16 protein-coding genes are annotated in these 15,465 nt (G+C 64.3%); 8 read left to right on the top strand and 8 right to left on the bottom strand.

Annotated elements, in window-relative coordinates; genetic code table 11:
- Positions 1–164: 164 nt before the first annotated feature.
- On the bottom strand, positions 165–1,262 hold the full coding sequence (locus tag AC5RVD_RS02375; RefSeq protein ID WP_494125831.1) for a DNA alkylation repair protein: 1,098 nt from the start codon (positions 1,260–1,262) through the stop codon (positions 165–167).
- A gap of 167 nt (positions 1,263–1,429) precedes the next feature.
- Between AC5RVD_RS02375 and AC5RVD_RS02370 the strand changes: the two genes are divergently transcribed.
- From AC5RVD_RS02370 to AC5RVD_RS02360, 3 genes are all read left to right on the top strand, one after another.
- Positions 1,430–2,152 carry an alpha/beta fold hydrolase gene (locus tag AC5RVD_RS02370; RefSeq protein ID WP_494125830.1) on the top strand — a complete coding sequence of 241 codons (723 nt, stop codon included), beginning with the start codon at positions 1,430–1,432 and terminating at the stop codon, positions 2,150–2,152.
- Positions 2,149–2,679: a YbaK/EbsC family protein gene (locus AC5RVD_RS02365; protein ID WP_494125829.1), complete on the top strand. Its 531-nt coding sequence runs from the start codon at positions 2,149–2,151 to the stop codon at positions 2,677–2,679. Before AC5RVD_RS02370 ends, AC5RVD_RS02365 begins: the two co-directional genes overlap by 4 nt.
- 71 nt (positions 2,680–2,750) lie before the next feature.
- Positions 2,751–3,254 (top strand): ferritin, encoded by a 504-nt coding sequence (locus tag AC5RVD_RS02360; RefSeq protein WP_494121358.1) that lies wholly within the window; start codon positions 2,751–2,753, stop codon positions 3,252–3,254.
- A gap of 26 nt (positions 3,255–3,280) precedes the next feature.
- Here the strand turns inward: AC5RVD_RS02360 and AC5RVD_RS02355 are convergent, their stop codons facing one another.
- The gene (locus AC5RVD_RS02355) at positions 3,281–4,936 is read right to left on the bottom strand and encodes a SulP family inorganic anion transporter (RefSeq protein WP_494125828.1); all 1,656 of its coding nucleotides are present in this window, start codon (positions 4,934–4,936) and stop codon (positions 3,281–3,283) included.
- Between the two features lie 239 nt (positions 4,937–5,175).
- On the opposite strand from AC5RVD_RS02355, the gene AC5RVD_RS02350 reads away from it, so the two are divergent.
- Genes AC5RVD_RS02350 through AC5RVD_RS02340 form a run of 3 tightly spaced genes read left to right on the top strand, consistent with a single transcriptional unit; the run spans position 5,176 to position 8,782 of the window.
- Positions 5,176–6,081: a bile acid:sodium symporter family protein gene (locus tag AC5RVD_RS02350; protein ID WP_494125827.1), complete on the top strand. Its 906-nt coding sequence runs from the start codon at positions 5,176–5,178 to the stop codon at positions 6,079–6,081.
- 5 nt (positions 6,082–6,086) lie between these two features.
- Entirely contained in the window at positions 6,087–7,808 is a 1,722-nt protein-coding gene (locus AC5RVD_RS02345; RefSeq protein WP_494125826.1) for a sulfatase-like hydrolase/transferase, read from the top strand.
- Positions 7,805–8,782, top strand: coding sequence for a formylglycine-generating enzyme family protein (locus tag AC5RVD_RS02340; protein ID WP_494125825.1), 978 nt, complete (start codon positions 7,805–7,807; stop codon positions 8,780–8,782). Before AC5RVD_RS02345 ends, AC5RVD_RS02340 begins: the two co-directional genes overlap by 4 nt.
- A 58-nt stretch (positions 8,783–8,840) precedes the next feature.
- Here AC5RVD_RS02340 and AC5RVD_RS02335 read toward each other — a convergent pair whose 3' ends face one another.
- Positions 8,841–9,368: a MarR family winged helix-turn-helix transcriptional regulator gene (locus tag AC5RVD_RS02335; protein ID WP_494125824.1), complete on the bottom strand. Its 528-nt coding sequence runs from the start codon at positions 9,366–9,368 to the stop codon at positions 8,841–8,843.
- A gap of 101 nt (positions 9,369–9,469) precedes the next feature.
- Here AC5RVD_RS02335 and AC5RVD_RS02330 point away from each other — a divergent pair, with 101 nt between their 5' ends.
- Positions 9,470–9,946 carry a general stress protein gene (locus tag AC5RVD_RS02330; protein WP_493989836.1) on the top strand — a complete coding sequence of 159 codons (477 nt, stop codon included), beginning with the start codon at positions 9,470–9,472 and terminating at the stop codon, positions 9,944–9,946.
- A gap of 33 nt (positions 9,947–9,979) precedes the next feature.
- Positions 9,980–10,180: a cold-shock protein gene (locus tag AC5RVD_RS02325; RefSeq protein WP_494126052.1), complete on the top strand. Its 201-nt coding sequence runs from the start codon at positions 9,980–9,982 to the stop codon at positions 10,178–10,180.
- 129 nt (positions 10,181–10,309) lie between these two features.
- Here the strand turns inward: AC5RVD_RS02325 and AC5RVD_RS02320 are convergent, their stop codons facing one another.
- The 5 genes from AC5RVD_RS02320 to AC5RVD_RS02300 all read right to left on the bottom strand — a co-directional run bounded on the left by AC5RVD_RS02320 (position 10,310) and on the right by AC5RVD_RS02300 (position 15,234).
- Entirely contained in the window at positions 10,310–10,681 is a 372-nt protein-coding gene (locus tag AC5RVD_RS02320; protein WP_494125823.1) for a VOC family protein, read from the bottom strand.
- A gap of 129 nt (positions 10,682–10,810) precedes the next feature.
- A complete protein-coding gene (locus AC5RVD_RS02315; RefSeq protein ID WP_494125822.1) occupies positions 10,811–12,376 on the bottom strand; it encodes an amino acid permease in 1,566 nt (521 codons plus the stop codon).
- Positions 12,377–12,657: 281 nt separating this feature from the next.
- Positions 12,658–13,488: an amino acid ABC transporter ATP-binding protein gene (locus AC5RVD_RS02310; RefSeq protein WP_494112378.1), complete on the bottom strand. Its 831-nt coding sequence runs from the start codon at positions 13,486–13,488 to the stop codon at positions 12,658–12,660.
- A 2-nt stretch (positions 13,489–13,490) separates the two neighbouring features.
- Complete coding sequence (locus AC5RVD_RS02305; protein WP_494125821.1) at positions 13,491–14,327, bottom strand: amino acid ABC transporter permease; 837 nt, start codon at positions 14,325–14,327, stop codon at positions 13,491–13,493.
- Positions 14,328–14,409: 82 nt separating this feature from the next.
- On the bottom strand, positions 14,410–15,234 hold the full coding sequence (locus tag AC5RVD_RS02300) for an ABC transporter substrate-binding protein (protein WP_494112380.1): 825 nt from the start codon (positions 15,232–15,234) through the stop codon (positions 14,410–14,412).
- Positions 15,235–15,465 lie beyond the last annotated feature (231 nt).

Raw genomic sequence — 15,465 nt, 5'->3', positions numbered from 1 at the left:
GCACTTTTCCTTGTGGGACGGGTCGGAGCCTCCGGGTGTGCCGTCAGGGTCGGCACCCCGGATAAAGGTTGGAGCAAGATTACCGGATGCTACCGGCCCAAACGGGTAGATGCGGGCGCACCATGCCGAGAGCGAATTCCAGACGTTTGCGCACGGTGCATGTGTCAGAGCACGACGTCGAAGCCCGCCTCGGGCGACAGGGTTCCGTTGGCCTGCACTTGGACGAGGTGCCGGCCCGGGTAATGCGCGCGCGTGGTCATCTGGCGGAAGGCGTGCGTTTTGTGGAACTGCCGGGCCTCGCCCGGGGCGAGGTCGGCGACCGCCAGCTTAAAGACCTTTGGAGCCAGCGAACCGCTTGCCTTGACGTAGTGGACCACGTAGTCCACCGCCACGCGAGCCGGGGCGTCCGTTTCGTTGCGGATCTCGACGGCGAAGCCGAGCTCCCCGGGCAGGTGGACAATGTTCCGGTCAAGTTGCGGGACGGTCACCGTGACGGCGTCGGCTGTGAAGCCAAGCGTCGCGAGGGCGCCGGGGTGGGCCTTTTTCACCAGTGTGCGCAGCCCGTGCCGTACCACCCAGGCGGTGTGGCCACCCGGCGCAGCGTTCCACCGGGCCGCGGTCGCCACCACGTCGTCCGGGGCGTGGCGCGAGACGTCATTCAGATGGTTGGCCACCGAGCGGCGGACGGCGTCGCTGTCGTCCTGGAACAGCTCGTCGAGGATCGGCAAGGTGCCCGCCGGCCGGTCGACGATGCCGGGTACCCGAACGGCCCACGGCAGGTACGGCCGCGTCCCTTCGCTGGCCAGCCGCCGCACCTGTTCATCCGGGTGGGCCGTCCAGTCCCGGATGATTCCCAGCGCCCGGTCCAGGTCCTGGATCAACAGCCGGCGGATGGCGAACTCGCTGCTCATCCGCGGAGTCAGTTCCGCGAGCAGGGCCAGAGCATCGTCGAAGGCCCGCTGGCTCCCGTCTTCCAAGGCGCGGGTTACGGCCGCCTCGCCGACCGGCCAGAGCATCCAGCCGGTGAAGGCGCCGTCGGCCAGCGCCGCGCGGATCATGGCGGCGGCTGGTTCGTAGCCGCCAGCCAGGTCGGCGAGGAGCGCTTCCGCCAGCAAGTCGGCGCGGGCGCGCAGGGCCAGCGGCTCGAGCCGACTCCCTGCTTCGCGGAGCGCCGGCCATGCAGATTGGCCACCGGCTGCGGCCAGGGAACTTTGCAGTTGCTCGACGTCGGCCGGCCCCAGCAGGTCGTTCATGATTCCCATACGGTCCTCCGGGTCGGGGCCAATAAGTTCGCCGAAACCAGCCTATGGCTCTTCGGCCGGTGGACCCGGCCGTTGTTCTCCTCCGGAACCACCTAAGGGACCGTGGTTGTCCTGAATTTCGCCGCAAGGGTGTTCCGGGTCACGGTCGGGCACTAGAGTCACCTGACATGGACATCATCCTGGTACCCGGATTCTGGCTGGACGCGTCGTCGTGGGCCGAGGTGACCCCACCGTTGGCCGCCGCCGGGCACCGAGTGCACCCGTTGACGCTGCCCGGGCTGGAAGCGCCTGATGCGCCGCGGGCGGGGATCGGCCTGCGCGACCACATCGACGCAACCGTCAAAGCGGTGGACGGTTTGGACGGGCCGGTGGTCCTGGTGGGCCATTCCGGCGGCGGGGCCATCATCCATGGCGTGGTAGACCAGCGCCCGGACAGGATCGCCCGTGCCGTCTACGTGGACAGCGGCCCGCTGGGCGAAGGTGGCGTGATCAACGACGAACTGCCCGCCGAAGGCGACGAGGTGCCGCTGCCGGACTGGAGCCTCTTCGAGGAAGAAGACCTGGTGGACCTCGACGAGGGGCTCCGCGCCGCGTTCCGTGCCCGGGCCATCCCGCAACCGAGGGGTGTGGCCTCCGATCCGCAGCACCTGTCCGACGAGCGGCGTTTCAACGTTCCGGTCACGGTGGTCACGTGCGAGTTCACGCCCGAACAACTGCAGGGCTGGATCGACGCCGGCGCACCCCAGGTGGTCGAACTGGCCAGGATCCGGGACGTCGAGTACGTGCACCTGCCCACGGGGCACTGGCCGCAGTTCACCAAACCGGCCGAGCTCGGCGAAGCCATCCTGGCCGCCGTCACCAAGACCGTTGAGGCAACCGGGGCGCAGTGAGCGCAGCCAAACTGTTGCCCGCCGTCGAGGCAGCGCTCGCCGGGCACGGTCTCGCTTACGAAGTCCTCGGCTGCGACCCGGACCTGGCGGACACGGCGGCGTTTTGCGCACACTACGGCTTCGCCCTGGAGCAGTCGGCCAACACCATTCTGGTGGCGTCGAAGAAGGTGGAACCGGCCAGGTACGCGGTGTGCGTGGTGCTGGGGACCGCCCGGCTGGACGTGAACAAGACGGTCCGCGAACTCCTGGGCGTGAAGCGCGCGTCCTTCGCCGACGCGGAGACCGCCCAAGCCGTGACCGGCATGGAGATCGGGGGAGTGACCGCCATCGGGACCTCCGGTCACCCCATCTACATCGACGCCGCCGTGATGGACCAGGAACGCGTGGTGATGGGCGGCGGCAACCGGTCCAGCAAACTGCTGCTCAGGCCCGGGGAGCTGGCCAAGCTGCCCCGCGCCGTCGTGATCGAAGGGCTGGCGAAACCCGCCGTGCCGCTCAACGCCACCGACAGTCCAGGGGACGGATAGCACAGGCTTCCCTAATCTTGGCTTGCCTTACCTTGCTGGCGGGGATACAGGCCGGCGCATAATCTGGAGCCATGGGACTCACAGGAAAACTCGCAGAAGCGTTTAACGACCAGGTCACGCTGGAACTCCAGGCCTCCGTGGTCTACCGCCAGCTCGCCATCGAAATGGATGCCATCGACCTGCCCGGGATCGCCGGCTGGTTCCGCGCCCAGGCCGAGGAAGAGGTGGTCCACGCGAACAAGTTCATCGAGCACATGATGGACCGCGGCGCCCACCCGAAGATCCAGGCGATCACCGCTCCGACAATTTTCGCCGGGACCGTCTTGCAGGCGTTCGAAGCCTCGCTGGCACACGAGAAGAAGGTCTCCGAGTCGATCCGCGACCTGTACCGGCTCGCGCAGCAGGAGGGCGACATCGACTCCATTCCGCTGCTCAACTGGTTCATCGACGAGCAGTTGGAAGAAGAAGCCACGGTCGGCGAGATCATCGGCCGGGTCAAGCTGGTCAACGACGACGGGCCCGGCCTGCTGCGCCTGGACGAGCAGCTCGGTTCCCGTACCGGCGACGCCAGCTAGCGCAAACGCCGGCCAGGTGGTGCGGGCTAGGCCGACGGGTCCCCCTCTTCACCGCGATTGTCGAGCCAGGACTGGGCCTGCCGTACTGCGTCCTGAAGGGAGGAGCCGAGTATCTCGGTTCCCGGAACCAGGACGACTTCGTCGTCGAGCGCGAAACGGTCCGCGCGGTATAGCTTGTCGGCGAGGTCGGGGGTCATGCCGCACAGGTAGACCCGGCCCCCGTGCTGGGCGAGCTCGTGGGCGTAGTCGTTGATCTCTTCGATGAAGGTGGCTCCGATCTGGCTGTTGCCGCGGATCCGCAGCACGAGTGCGGCGCTCTCGGCGGAGTCCGGCGCCGGAAGCCGTTCCCGCAGCGTGCGGGCTGCGGCGAAGTAGAGCGGGCCGTAGACGTCCAGGACCGTGACCTGACCCGAACGCAATCGGGTCGGGGCGTCCTTGACGTGGATCTTGCCGTCATCCTCGCGGACCAGTTCATGCACCTCGGTTAGTTGCCCGGCCTGGTAGATGAACAAGACCAAGGTCAGCAGCACGCCTAGGCCGACGGCCACCGGGATGGAGGTCAGCAGGGTGGCGAGGAAGGTGATGACCATCGCCCATCGTGCGGTTCCGCCCACGCGCCAGATTGAGCGCATCTCGGTGATCTTGATGACTTGGAAGCCGGCGACGATTGCGATCGCGGCGAGCACGGTCATGGGTACCTGACCGATCAGGGTCGAGGCGACTAGGATGATCGCGAGCATGACCAACCCGTGGAACACCATGGCGTAGCGGCTCTTTGCTCCGGCTTGTGTGTTCAGCGCGCTCTGGCTCACGGAGGCGCCGGTGGGCATGCCGTGGAAGAAGCTGGCGGCCGTGTTGCCCAGGCCCTGGGCAACCATGTCCCGGGAGATGTCGGGCCGGGAGCCGTCCGGGTTCCGCACGCTTTGGCTCACCCCGGCGCCCTGGATAGCAATGACTGCCGCGACGGCGAAGGCCGAGGCTACCAGGCCCGGGGTGAAAAGGGTGAGGTTGGGAATCGCGAAGGGCGGCAGGCCCGTGGGGATGTCGCTGACGTCCTGAACGATCTTCACACCTTCAGGTTGCCACCAGATGGCGATGAGACTGGGTATGACGAGGGCGAGGAGCGAAGCAGCGTTGGCCAGCCGCGTGCGCCCCAGCAAGATCATGATGATCAGCGCGATGGATCCGACCAGCACTGAGTTCCAGCTGAACTGCCCGACGTGCAGGATCAGGTCCACGAACGCCCCGAGGCTGGTGCTGGCCTGGGATGTGTATCCGGCGAGCTGTGCCGCCTGGTCCATCACCAGCACCGCTCCCACCCCGGAGAGGAAGGCGGTCATCACCGGGTAGGAGATGTAGCGGACCAGCTTGCCGGCACCGAGCAGGCCGAAGGCCACCAGGAACAGCCCGCTGAGCCCCACGAGGAAGAACAGGGCCGGCGCGCGCTGTTCGGCGGGAAATGCCGCGATCGCCTGGCCTGCGGTGATGGCAGAGACACTGGTGGTGGCGATTTGCATCAGCTGGGAGCTGGCGAAGAACCCGCCCACGGTCGGGGCGACGACGGTGGCGTAGAGGCCGTAGACGGGGTTGACCCCGGCCAGTGCGGCGGTGGCCATGCCGGAGGGCACGCTGACCACGGCGTTGACGAGCCCGGCCAGTGCATCCCCGGGTAGGTTTTTCATCCGCGGTAGGAACCCCGACGCCTTCTCACTGTCCTGTGGCACGGTCCCTCCCGGCTGTGTGGATTCTTTGGGGGGCTTGCCCCTTTATGCAAAGGTTTTTCCTGTAGCGGAAGCGCTTTTGCTAAGCCGTTACTCCCTATCTAACGTACATCCGTGATTGGATGGTTAGACAACCCGGGACGAAACCAGCGGCACCGGTTCCGTTCGGGGGCGGAAGTTCCCCAACGATGGATCCGCGCGTGTACGAATTTTTCCAGGCTCTGGGCTCATGGGGGGTGACCGTCTTCGTGGTCGCCTCGATGCTCAACGTGGGGTTGACCCAAAAACCCTCACGGTTGCTCACGCACCTGTCCAACCGGGCGTTTTTGCTGCGGATGCTGTTGCTGAATTTCATTGTGGTGCCGGCCCTGATGATGGCTGCAACGGACCTCGTTGAACTGGCCCCTGCCTACTCGGCTGGTTTGTTGCTGTTCTCCTTGTCCGCCGGGGCTCCGTTTTCCATCAAGCTCACCGGGGTCTCCGATTCGGACATCGCTCTGGGCGCGACCGTGATGCTCGTCCTGATTGTCGGCACCGTCCTCTGGCTCCCGCTCCTGCTTCCCCAGGTACTGGAAGGTGTGACGGTGGACACTTGGGCAGTGGTCCAGGGGCTGCTCACGCAGATGGTCCTGCCCTTGGTGGTTGGGATGCTCGTCCGGCAGTTCACCGAGAACGTGGTGGCCGCCGTGCAGCCGTGGGTGGCGATAATCTCCAACATCTCGCTGTACGTGCTGATCGTCGCGATCCCGATCGGGTATCTACCGGCAATGGCCGATCCCGGGCTGTGGGCGGCCATCGGAGTGGGCACGGCGGTGCTGCTGCTCGCGCTGTTCTTGGGCTGGACCATGGGCGATGGCCACGACCACCTCCAGGACGTGGGCGGGTTGAGTACGGCCCAGCGGGGCATCGCCGCAGCCCTGATCGTCGCCCAGACCAATTTCAACGATCCGCGCGTACTGGTCGTTATCACGCTGCTCAACACCTTCGGCGTGCTGCTGCTGATCGTCGCGGCGAAGTTGATGAGCAGGGACAACAGTTTCCAATTTCTGATCCCGACGGCGGCCGACATGCCGGGGAAGAACGACCACGACGACGGAGGAGGCTGACGACAATGTGCGCTGCCCGCGATCAACGACCGAACATCCTGGTGCTGTGCATGGACCAGTGGGACGTGCACATGGACCTGCCGCCCGGTGTGGAACTGCCTGCCATCCAGCGCTTGGTGGGGGCGGGTGTCAGCTTGAGCAACCAGTACTGCACGGTCCCACAGTGCACTCCCTCCCGGGCCACGATGTGGACCGGCCAGCACGCCAAGAACGTTGGTCTGTGGGACAACACCAACTTCGCGTGGATAGACGTGCTGGACGAGGACGTCCCCACGATCGGCACGATGATGCGGGAGCAGGGATATTACTCCGCGTTCAAGGGCAAGTGGCACTTGTCGCACCCAGGGCAATCTTCGGACGCACTCGAAGGCTATGGCTTCTCGGATTACCAGTCCTGGGGCGACAACTGGGGCGCCCCGTTCCACGGCGAGACCCTGGACGGCGCGGTGGCCTTCGAAACCGTGGACTGGCTGCGCCACAAGCGGCCGCAGGATCGCCCATGGTTGCTGATCTCTTCGATGGTCAACCCCCACGACGTCATGTTCCTGCGCTCCGGCCAAGAGGAGCAGGCCCACGCGAACGGGGTGATGGCCGCCTTGACCCATCCGGCGCAGGACCTGGGGTTCATGCGCGACTACGACGTGGAACTCCCGGTGAACTTCCACGACGACCTTGACGCCCAGCCGTACGGGGTGCGGTCCTACAAGCGGAGCACCGAATGGAACTACGGCCGGATTCCGGAGGGCAGGGAAGATTTGTGGAAGGCCCGGCGGAATTACCTGATCAACTGCCTGCGGATGGTCGACGCACAGTTCCAGCAAATCCTGAACGAGCTCGACCGGCAGGACCTGTGGCGGAACACCGTGGTGATCCTCACCTCCGACCACGGCGAGATGAACGGCGGGCACGGCATGACACAGAAGGGAGCAATTCCCTTCCAGGAGGCCTCGATCGTCAACATGACCGTCGTCGCGCCGCGCAGCCCCAAGGGGGTGCAGTCCGACGCCGTCGGATCGCATCTGGACCTCGCCACTACTTTCCTGTCATGGGCGGGGCTGGAGGAGACGGAGATAGGTCGCCTGTACCCGGCGTTGAAAGGCCGGAACCTGCGGCCCGTGTTTGAAAGCCCCGGACAGGCGAAGCCGCCTCGCGGCTCGTCCTCCGAGCCCGGCGATGGCGCGTTAATAAGCTGGGACGGCCTCAACATGCAGGACCCGGAGTGGGCTATCCAGGGCGCCTTGGGCGAACTGGCCCAGTTGCACGAAGGCCCGGAGAAAACACTGGAGGACTGCCGTGCGGCCGGGAAAAAGTTTGGGGCCCCGGACCTGGACAAGCGCACGTTCTTTCGATCGGTCTCCGACGGCCGATACAAGTTGGTCCGGTGGTTTTCTCCCACCCAGTACGGCGTACCCCGTACGGTCGAGGAGTTGCACGCAGTCTCCGAGGTGGCGCTCTATGATCTTTTGGATGACCCCGGCGAGACACGTAACGTCGGGGATCCCTCCCATCCCGATTATGACGGGCACTTGATGGAGTCGATGCTCAAAAAGCTTGTCAACCTTATCGACACCGAGCTGGGCGAGGACGAACCGCCCTTCGACCTGGACCTCTTCGGCACGCGGGAGGTCCGTTACCGGCTGGAGGACATCGAGGCCGGTGCCCCGGGCGGCGGGCTGCCGGCCGAACCCGGTCCCGCAACCGCAGCGCGGCAAGAGCAAGAGCCGTGAGCCAGGGTGTTGTCCCGGAGGCTGAGGTTCCGGCTGGAATGGTTCTCGTACCCGGCGGGACATTCCCGATGGGCTCAGAGAACTTCTATCCCGAAGAACGGCCCGTCCACCCGGTGCGTGTGTCCCCGTTCCTAATGGACCGCACGCCCGTGACGGTGACGCAGTTCGCTCGATTCGCCGCCGACACCGGCTACCTGACCGTGGCCGAGCGAGCCCCCGACCCGGGGGATTACCCCGGCGTGGACCCGCGACTGCTGGTTCCAGGGGCGCTGGTGTTCACCGGAACCTCCGGGTCGGTTCCACTGAGCGACCCGTCACTCTGGTGGTCCTGGGTGCCCGGCGCGTCGTGGCGTTTCCCGGAGGGGCCCGGCTCGCGGGCACTGGATGACCGGCCGGACCACCCCGTCACGCAGGTGTCGCTGGAGGATGCCGCGGCCTACGCCAGATGGGCCGGGCGAAGGCTTCCATCCGAGGCGGAACACGAGTTCGCCTCCCGCGGGGGTACCGCGCCAACTCCTTACGCCTGGGGCGACCAGCGCTGCCCGGGCGGTCACCACCTGGCCAACACCTGGCAAGGGGCGTTCCCCTACCGGAACTCCGCCGAGGACGGCTGGCCCGCGACCTCTCCCGTGGGCGCCTACGCTGCCAACGCCTACGGAGCCGTGGACCTGATCGGAAACGTCTGGGAGTGGACGGCCGACCGGTGGTCGCCCCGTCACCCGCAGGCCGCGGCCTCCCCTTGCTGCGTCCCGACGGATCCGCGCCGGGAGCACGCCGGCCCGGAAAATCCGCGCGACGCCTTCGTGGTCAAGGGCGGCTCCCACCTTTGCGCCCCCGAATACTGCCTGCGCTACCGGCCCGCCGCCCGACAGCCCCAGGACCGCGACTCCGCCACCACGCACATTGGATTCCGGTGCGTCCGGGACATCGGGACGACGATTGCTGGTCTGGTTCCGCGGGAGGACGGTCGTTAGGCATCGGCATATGCAGCGGCCGGCCGTCGGTCGGATCGCGCTTTTGCTGTGCGGGCGCTCAGCTGGAACCGGGCAGGGAGGCCTTGGCGGCACCTTTGTGGAGGAGTTCGGGTGTGGCGGCCGAGAGTTCGTTGGCGAAGCGGACCAGCATGGCGCCGAGGACTTCCCGATCTTCCGGGGACCAAGTGGAGAGTATTTCGTCGAACGCTGAAGCGCCGGCCACGCCGATCTGGTGTTGCAGTTCGATTCCGCTGGCGGAAGTCCCCAACAGGGTGGCACGGCGATCGGCCGGATCGGGTTGGCGGTCGATCAGCCCCTTGGCCTCGAGGCGGCGGACCTGCGGGTTCATGGTGGACTTGTTGACGCCCCACTGTGCTGCCAGATGCGAAAGCCGCATCGGCCCGTTCCTGGTCAGATATTCCAGCAGCGCGGTATCGGTGGGCGAGAGGTTCGCGGCGGCGGGCCCGAGGATGTAGCTGCGGATTTTTCTCCGGCTGGACCACCGGAGCAACAGGGCGAAGCCGTGGCGCACTTGTTCCCCGGGCGTCGGCACATCGCCGGCTTTGGTCGAATGAGGATCGGTCATGGAAGGAGTCTACCAATAAGGTTCGGTTCGCCTAACCGAACTAAAGCTGGTACGGTGGAAGCGTCCTCAGATAGATGACCGAGTACAACTAGAGGAGGAATATGACCAGCGAGACGATCGAAAACCAGTCAACTCTTTCCGCTCCGCGCGCCACGGCCGTGTTGGCCGAATTTGGTGATTACCTGCAGGCGCAGCGCCTGGTGGACCGGCTCTCGGATGAGAAGTTCCCGGTGGAGCACGTGCGCATTGTCGGCCTAGGCATCAGCAGCGTGGAGCAAGTCACGGGCCGAATGACCAAGGGCAAGGCCGCGCTGGCCGGAGCTGCCGGCGGCGCCTGGTTCGGCCTGCTCATCGGGCTGCTGTTCGGGCTGTTCGTCCCCGGCATCGTATGGCTGAGCGTGCTGTTGGGCAGCGTGCTCATCGCCGCCGTGTGGGGTGCCTTGTTCGGTTTCATCGGGCACTGGAGCAGCGGCGGACGACGGGACTTCAAGTCGGTAAAGTCCCTTGAAGCCGAGCGCTACGCCGTCATGGTCGACTCAGAATACTTCGCGCAGGCGTCCGCCATCACCAACCGGTAGCCGCCCGAAAGCTGCGCCCCGTGCCATCCCGAACTGGCAACAGGCACCGTCAAGTGGTGCAACGCCGAAAAGGGTTTTGGCTTCATCGGCCAGGATGGCGAAGGACCGGACGTGTTCGCGCACTTTAGGCAATCTCCCAGCGGCTACCGCTCCCTGGAAGACAACCCAGGGGTCGAGTTCGATGTCGCCCAGGGGCCTAACGGGCTGCAGGCTGAGAACATCCGCCCGCTCTGACGGCTTTGAATTCCGCCCCCGGATCCTTGTGGTTCGGGGGCGTTTCCTATGCTGGTTGCATTTCCGGGTGCAGCGCCATGAGCGTCCCGACATCGGCCCTCCCCGTTCGGGGGTCAGAGCCAGCGGCCATTAAATGTGCTGGTCCACGATGATCGGGTTGCCGTCGGGGTCCTGCAGAACAAAGCTGGCAGGACCGGTGGTTGCCTCGTCTGCTTCGGACAGGAATTGCACGCCCTCCGCTTTTAGCTGCCGCTGGAGATCGCGCACATCAGCGAATGAGCCAAGGGCCTGGGCGTCCTGGTTCCAGCCCGGGTTGAAGGTCAAGGCGTTTTTCTCGAACATTCCCTGGAAGAGTCCGATGACGGCCGCGCCGTTTTTCAGGATCAACCAGTTCTGCGTGATGTCACCGCCGTGCTGGCTGAACCCGAGCTTCTCGTAGAACGCGGCAGAAGCCGCAATGTCCTTAACAGCGAGGCTGAGCGAAAAAGCACCGAGTTGCATGTGTTGCTCCATTCTCCGGAATGCGGACTCATCGCATCATAGCCACGGCCGGCCGGGGTGGAGCACAAACACGTCGGGACGCGGCCGGCACGGCGGCAGCGGCCAGTCCCTGCTCCGGCAACAGAGGGGCTACGGCTCCGGGTTGTGACGGTGGTTCTTGCGGTCGCGGACACGCTGCTCGTGCTCCAGCCGGCGGTGCTCCTCGCGCTCGTGCTCCAGTGCTATCAGCTCCGGATGGTTCAGCCGCGAATGTTGGCGGCCGTACAGGAAGTAGATGGCGAAGCCGATGGCCAGCCAGACTGCGAAGCGCACCCACGTGAGCGTGGTCAGGTTCAGCATCAGCCAGAAGCACAGCACCGCGGACAGGATCGGCACCACGGGCGAGCCCGGGACGCGGTAGGCGCGGGGCAGATCCGGCCGCTTGTTGCGCAGCACGACGACGCCGATGCTCACCAGCACGAAGGCTGAGAGGGTGCCGATGTTGATCATTTCTTCCAGAACGTCCACGTTGGTGAAGCCCGCCACCAGGGCAACCAGGGCTCCGGCCAAAATCTGCACCCGCGCCGGGGTTTTTTGATGCTCGGTGGTGTGGCTCAGCCACCGCGGCAGCAGGCCGTCACGGCTCATCGCGAAGGCAACGCGGGCGAGGCCCATCAGGAGGACCATGATGACGGTAGTGAGTCCGATCAGGATGCCGACCGAAATGACTTGCGCAGCCCAGTCCGCCCCGACGCCAATGAAGGCTGTGGCCAGTGAGGCCTCATCGGCTGCCGCCAGCTCCCGGTAGGAAACCATGCCCGTCAGGGCCAGGGTGACCAGGATGTACAGCACGGTCACGATCGCCAGGCCGCCGAAGATACCCCGCGGAAGCGTCTTTTGCGGGTTGCGCACTTCTTCCGCGCTCGTCGCCACGACGTCGAATCCGATGAAGGCAAAGAACACCAGCGCGGCACCCGCCAGGATGCCCACCACGCCGTACTGCTGGGGCTCCGCACCGCTAAGGAAGGAGAACAGCGACTGGGACCAGACGTTTCCTCCGGCGCCTGAGGTGGCGACCGGAGCCGGCACGAACGGTGTGTAGTTTTCCGCCCGCACGTACGTGAAGCCGACAACGATCACGAACAGGACAATGGCCACCTTGATGATGGTGAAGACGTTGTTCACGCGGGCCGACAGCTCGGTGCCGAGCACCAGCAGAGTCGTGAAGACGGCAACGATCAGCAGCGGGCCCCAGGTGAGCTCCAGGCCGAAGACATTCACCGTGGTGGGGACATTGACGTCGAAGAGCAGGAAGACGTTGCTGAGGTAGATCCCCCAATATTTCGCGATGACGGCCCCGGCCGTGAACAACTCCAGAATCAGGTCCCAGCCGATGATCCAGGCCAGCAGTTCGCCCAGGGTCGCGTAGGTATACGTGTAGGCGCTGCCGGCCACTGGAATAGCGGAGGCGAACTCGGCATAACACATGATGGCCAGGGCGCAGGTGATGGCCGCCAACACGAAGGACACCGTCACGGCCGGGCCGGCATAGCTGCCGGCGGCCTTCGCACCGACGGAAAAGATGCCCGCCCCGACGGCGACAGCCACACCGAGCACCATCAGGTCGAAGGTGCTCAGCGTGCGTTTCAGCTCCCGCCCCGGCTCCGTCATGTCCGCCATGGACTGCTCGATGGACTTGGTCCGAAAGAGGCTCATGGGACAAGTATTCTCAGGATGGCCTGCGCCGGAAACCCCACTCCGGGCTGAGGGAGTGGCAGCCCGCAGAACGGGTCGTTGCAGGGCCGGTCCTATCCTCCCGGATCCGCGGACGCATCGTCCGCATGAGGCCAGAGCCGCAAGCCCCCGCGTACATACCACGTACGCGGTTCAGACCCTGCGAGGCATCTCGGGTCTGAACCGACTCGCAGGGCTAATAGCTATTATTTCCTTTTTTGCGTCTACGTAAGGTGGGCCGGGATCGCCCCGAAGGGGCCAGGTCACAAAGCTGCGCCGAGCTTCTCCTCGTCGATCATCTCTTCCGCATCGACGACCATCGGATTGAGGACCCGGTGGAGGAAGGACTTTGTCCTTTCCTCCTGCGGGTTGCCGATAACGTCCTGAGGGCGGCCCTGCTCGACGATGTAGCCACCGTCCATAAAGACCACTCGGTCTGCCACTGCGCGTGCAAAAGCCATTTCATGGGTGACGATCACCATGGTCATGCCGTCGGCGGCGAGAGACTTCATCACTGACAGCACCTCTCCGACGAGCTCGGGGTCAAGCGCTGACGTCGGTTCATCAAACAACATGAGCTGCGGCTCCATCGAAAGCGAGCGGGCAATTGCCACTCGCTGCTGCTGGCCGCCGGAGAGCTGCGCAGGGTATGCGGCCTCCTTGTGGGATAATCCGACTCTGTTGAGGTTGAGTCGGGCTATTTTGAGCGCCTCTTCCTTCCGCCGCTTGAGCACCTTGACCTGCGCAACAGCGAGGTTTTCCAGCACTGTCAGATGTGGGAACAGGTTGAAAGACTGGAAGACCATACCGATCCGGCGGCGAATGCGATCCAAATCGGCATCCGGGTGGGTGACCTCGTCAGGACCTACAGAGATCGTCCCTGAGGTGGGGATCTCGAGCAGATTAATGCAGCGCAGCAGGGTGGACTTCCCAGATCCAGAGGGGCCAATAACGCAAACGACTTCGCCCAAACCGATCTCAATCGAGACGTCCTTAAGCACTTCATTTTGGCCGAAACTCTTCTTCAAGTTTTGGATCGAGATGGCAGGACTTGCTGCGGTGCCCGGAGGTGCTGGAATCGGTGCGGTAGGCATTGTCAGAGTGCTTTCGCGTAGCGGCGCTCGAGTTTACGCACGAGCATGGACAGAGGAAGGGTGATCGCAAGGTAGCAAAGTGCCCCAACAATCAGGGGGGTCGCGTTGACGGAACGATTCAGGAAGTCCTGTGCAAACTTCGTGAGCTCATACTGCGCGGCGGTGACTCCAACGACGTAAACCAAGGACGAGTCTTTGACCAAAAGGATCATTTCGTTCGTGAGCGGTGGGACCACGATCCGAAATGCCTGGGGTATGACGATCGTCGCCATGGTTCGGCCATGGCCCATCCCAAGGGTGCGAGCAGCCTCCAACTGTCCCTTCGGTACGGCTTGGATGCCTGCACGAAAAGTTTCGGCCATGTAGGCGGCGGCCGTGATGCCCAGGCCTACCATGACCATGCCGTACTTATCTCCGGGAAACTGGAAACCCGGAAATGCGCTGGGGACGCCATAGGCGACCATGAAGAGGACGACGAGGGCAGGAACTCCGCGGAAGAACTCAACATAAGCAGTGGCAAACCATCTGTACGGCTTGACCGAACTCAGCCTCATCATGGCCAGCAGCAGTCCCACGATGAAGGCAAAGACGAATGCCAAGAGGGCGTAGATGATGGTGTTTACGAGACCCACCGTGATTAGCCGGGGCAACATCCGCAGGAAGATGTCTGGCCGCAGGAAGGCTTCGCTGAAAGTTGTCCAGTCGGTCTTCGCCACCACGAAGGCAAGGACAGCGATCCCGATCAGGTATTGAATACCGCGTATGACGCGTGCCCGCTGCCGCCGTGTCAATCGTGGTGTGGCAACCTCAGGAGGGGCCTGCTGGGTTTGTGTGCTCATGATTTCCTAACTGGTGCGCTGCATTTCACCGGGACGCCTTTGGCCCAACCGCCGACTGTCCGCCGGCGGTTGGGCTGACCGGTCAGGTTTGCGGCAGATCCCCAATCCATTTCTTGTAAATCTCGTCATACGTTCCGTCGTTCTTGGCCTCTGCAAGAACTTCATCGACGACCTTCTTGAGTGCCGTGTTGCCGAGCTTCATGCCGAGACCGTACTGCTCGCCGGTGTCGAACTGAGCTGAGATAAACGCCTTGCCGGCATTGTCTTTCAAGGCCTCCGTCCACACAGGCAGGTCATTGATTGCTGCGTCGACTTGACCGGTGAACAGGGCCTGTGACTGCGACGCAAGGTCTTGGAACTCAACGATCTCGCATGCGCACTCGTCCTGATGCTCCTTCGCGTACTCCAAGCCGGTAGTTGCCGTCGCGGCGCCCAGCTTTTTGCCCTTCAAATCGGCCATGCTCTTCACCGCCGAGTCGGTTGGTACCAGCAATGCCTGAGTCGCATCGAAATACGGCTCCGAGAACAGAATGGCTTCCTTGCGGGCGTCCGTGATCGTCATTCCGGCCGCAGCAATATCACATTTTCCGGTTGCCATGTCCTCCCCGGATTTGATGCCCTCGAAGGGCGTATCGATGATCGCCTGCTGGGCGCCCAAGCGCTCCGCAACGAGCTCGGTAATGTCGACGTCGAAGCCGACTACCTGCCCGGAGTCGTCGTTGGCCTGAAACGGTGCGTACGGAAGATGGGTGCAGACCGTGAGCTTGCCTGGCGAAATGAGAGTCACACCGTCAGCCGAGCCGGCGGAGGGATCGACGGCAGCGGACGGTTCGTTACCGCAGGCGGACAGTGCAACCGCGCAGATCGCAATGAGTGCTGTGGTCGCAAGCCTTTTGTATGACGGCAAGGGCGTCTCCTTATGTGGCGGGGCCAGAAGGGCTCGGCCCGGGCTCGACGAGTGGCAGACAGCAGGAGCCTATGATGCAAAGCACCGTAGGAGCGTTTTCGAGTGTGGCCGCTGCCGCTCCCGAGCCGCTCGGCCTAAGCCGCCCCGCTGGACAGTGTGGGCTGGGCCACACCGAAATCAAGTATGAAGTCATTTGCCAGATACCGCAACAGGCCCTGCAAGAATTACTTG

Source organism: Arthrobacter sp. THG-b23 (assembly GCF_059091265.1).
The sequence above is the reverse complement of the archived record's forward strand: the minus strand, read 5'-3'. Positions and strand labels throughout refer to the sequence as shown.

Coding starts and splice junctions, on each gene's coding strand:
- AC5RVD_RS02305 (WP_494125821.1), bottom strand. CDS start 14,327: ATGAGCACACAAACCCAGCAGGCCCCTCCTGAGGTTGCCACACCACGA.
- AC5RVD_RS02320 (WP_494125823.1), bottom strand. CDS start 10,681: ATGCAACTCGGTGCTTTTTCGCTCAGCCTCGCTGTTAAGGACATTGCG.
- AC5RVD_RS02355 (WP_494125828.1), bottom strand. CDS start 4,936: ATGAAAAACCTACCCGGGGATGCACTGGCCGGGCTCGTCAACGCCGTG.
- AC5RVD_RS02330 (WP_493989836.1), top strand. CDS start 9,470: ATGACCAGCGAGACGATCGAAAACCAGTCAACTCTTTCCGCTCCGCGC.
- AC5RVD_RS02310 (WP_494112378.1), bottom strand. CDS start 13,488: ATGCCTACCGCACCGATTCCAGCACCTCCGGGCACCGCAGCAAGTCCT.
- AC5RVD_RS02375 (WP_494125831.1), bottom strand. CDS start 1,262: ATGGGAATCATGAACGACCTGCTGGGGCCGGCCGACGTCGAGCAACTG.
- AC5RVD_RS02370 (WP_494125830.1), top strand. CDS start 1,430: ATGGACATCATCCTGGTACCCGGATTCTGGCTGGACGCGTCGTCGTGG.
- AC5RVD_RS02345 (WP_494125826.1), top strand. CDS start 6,087: ATGTGCGCTGCCCGCGATCAACGACCGAACATCCTGGTGCTGTGCATG.
- AC5RVD_RS02315 (WP_494125822.1), bottom strand. CDS start 12,376: ATGAGCCTCTTTCGGACCAAGTCCATCGAGCAGTCCATGGCGGACATG.
- AC5RVD_RS02335 (WP_494125824.1), bottom strand. CDS start 9,368: ATGACCGATCCTCATTCGACCAAAGCCGGCGATGTGCCGACGCCCGGG.
- AC5RVD_RS02360 (WP_494121358.1), top strand. CDS start 2,751: ATGGGACTCACAGGAAAACTCGCAGAAGCGTTTAACGACCAGGTCACG.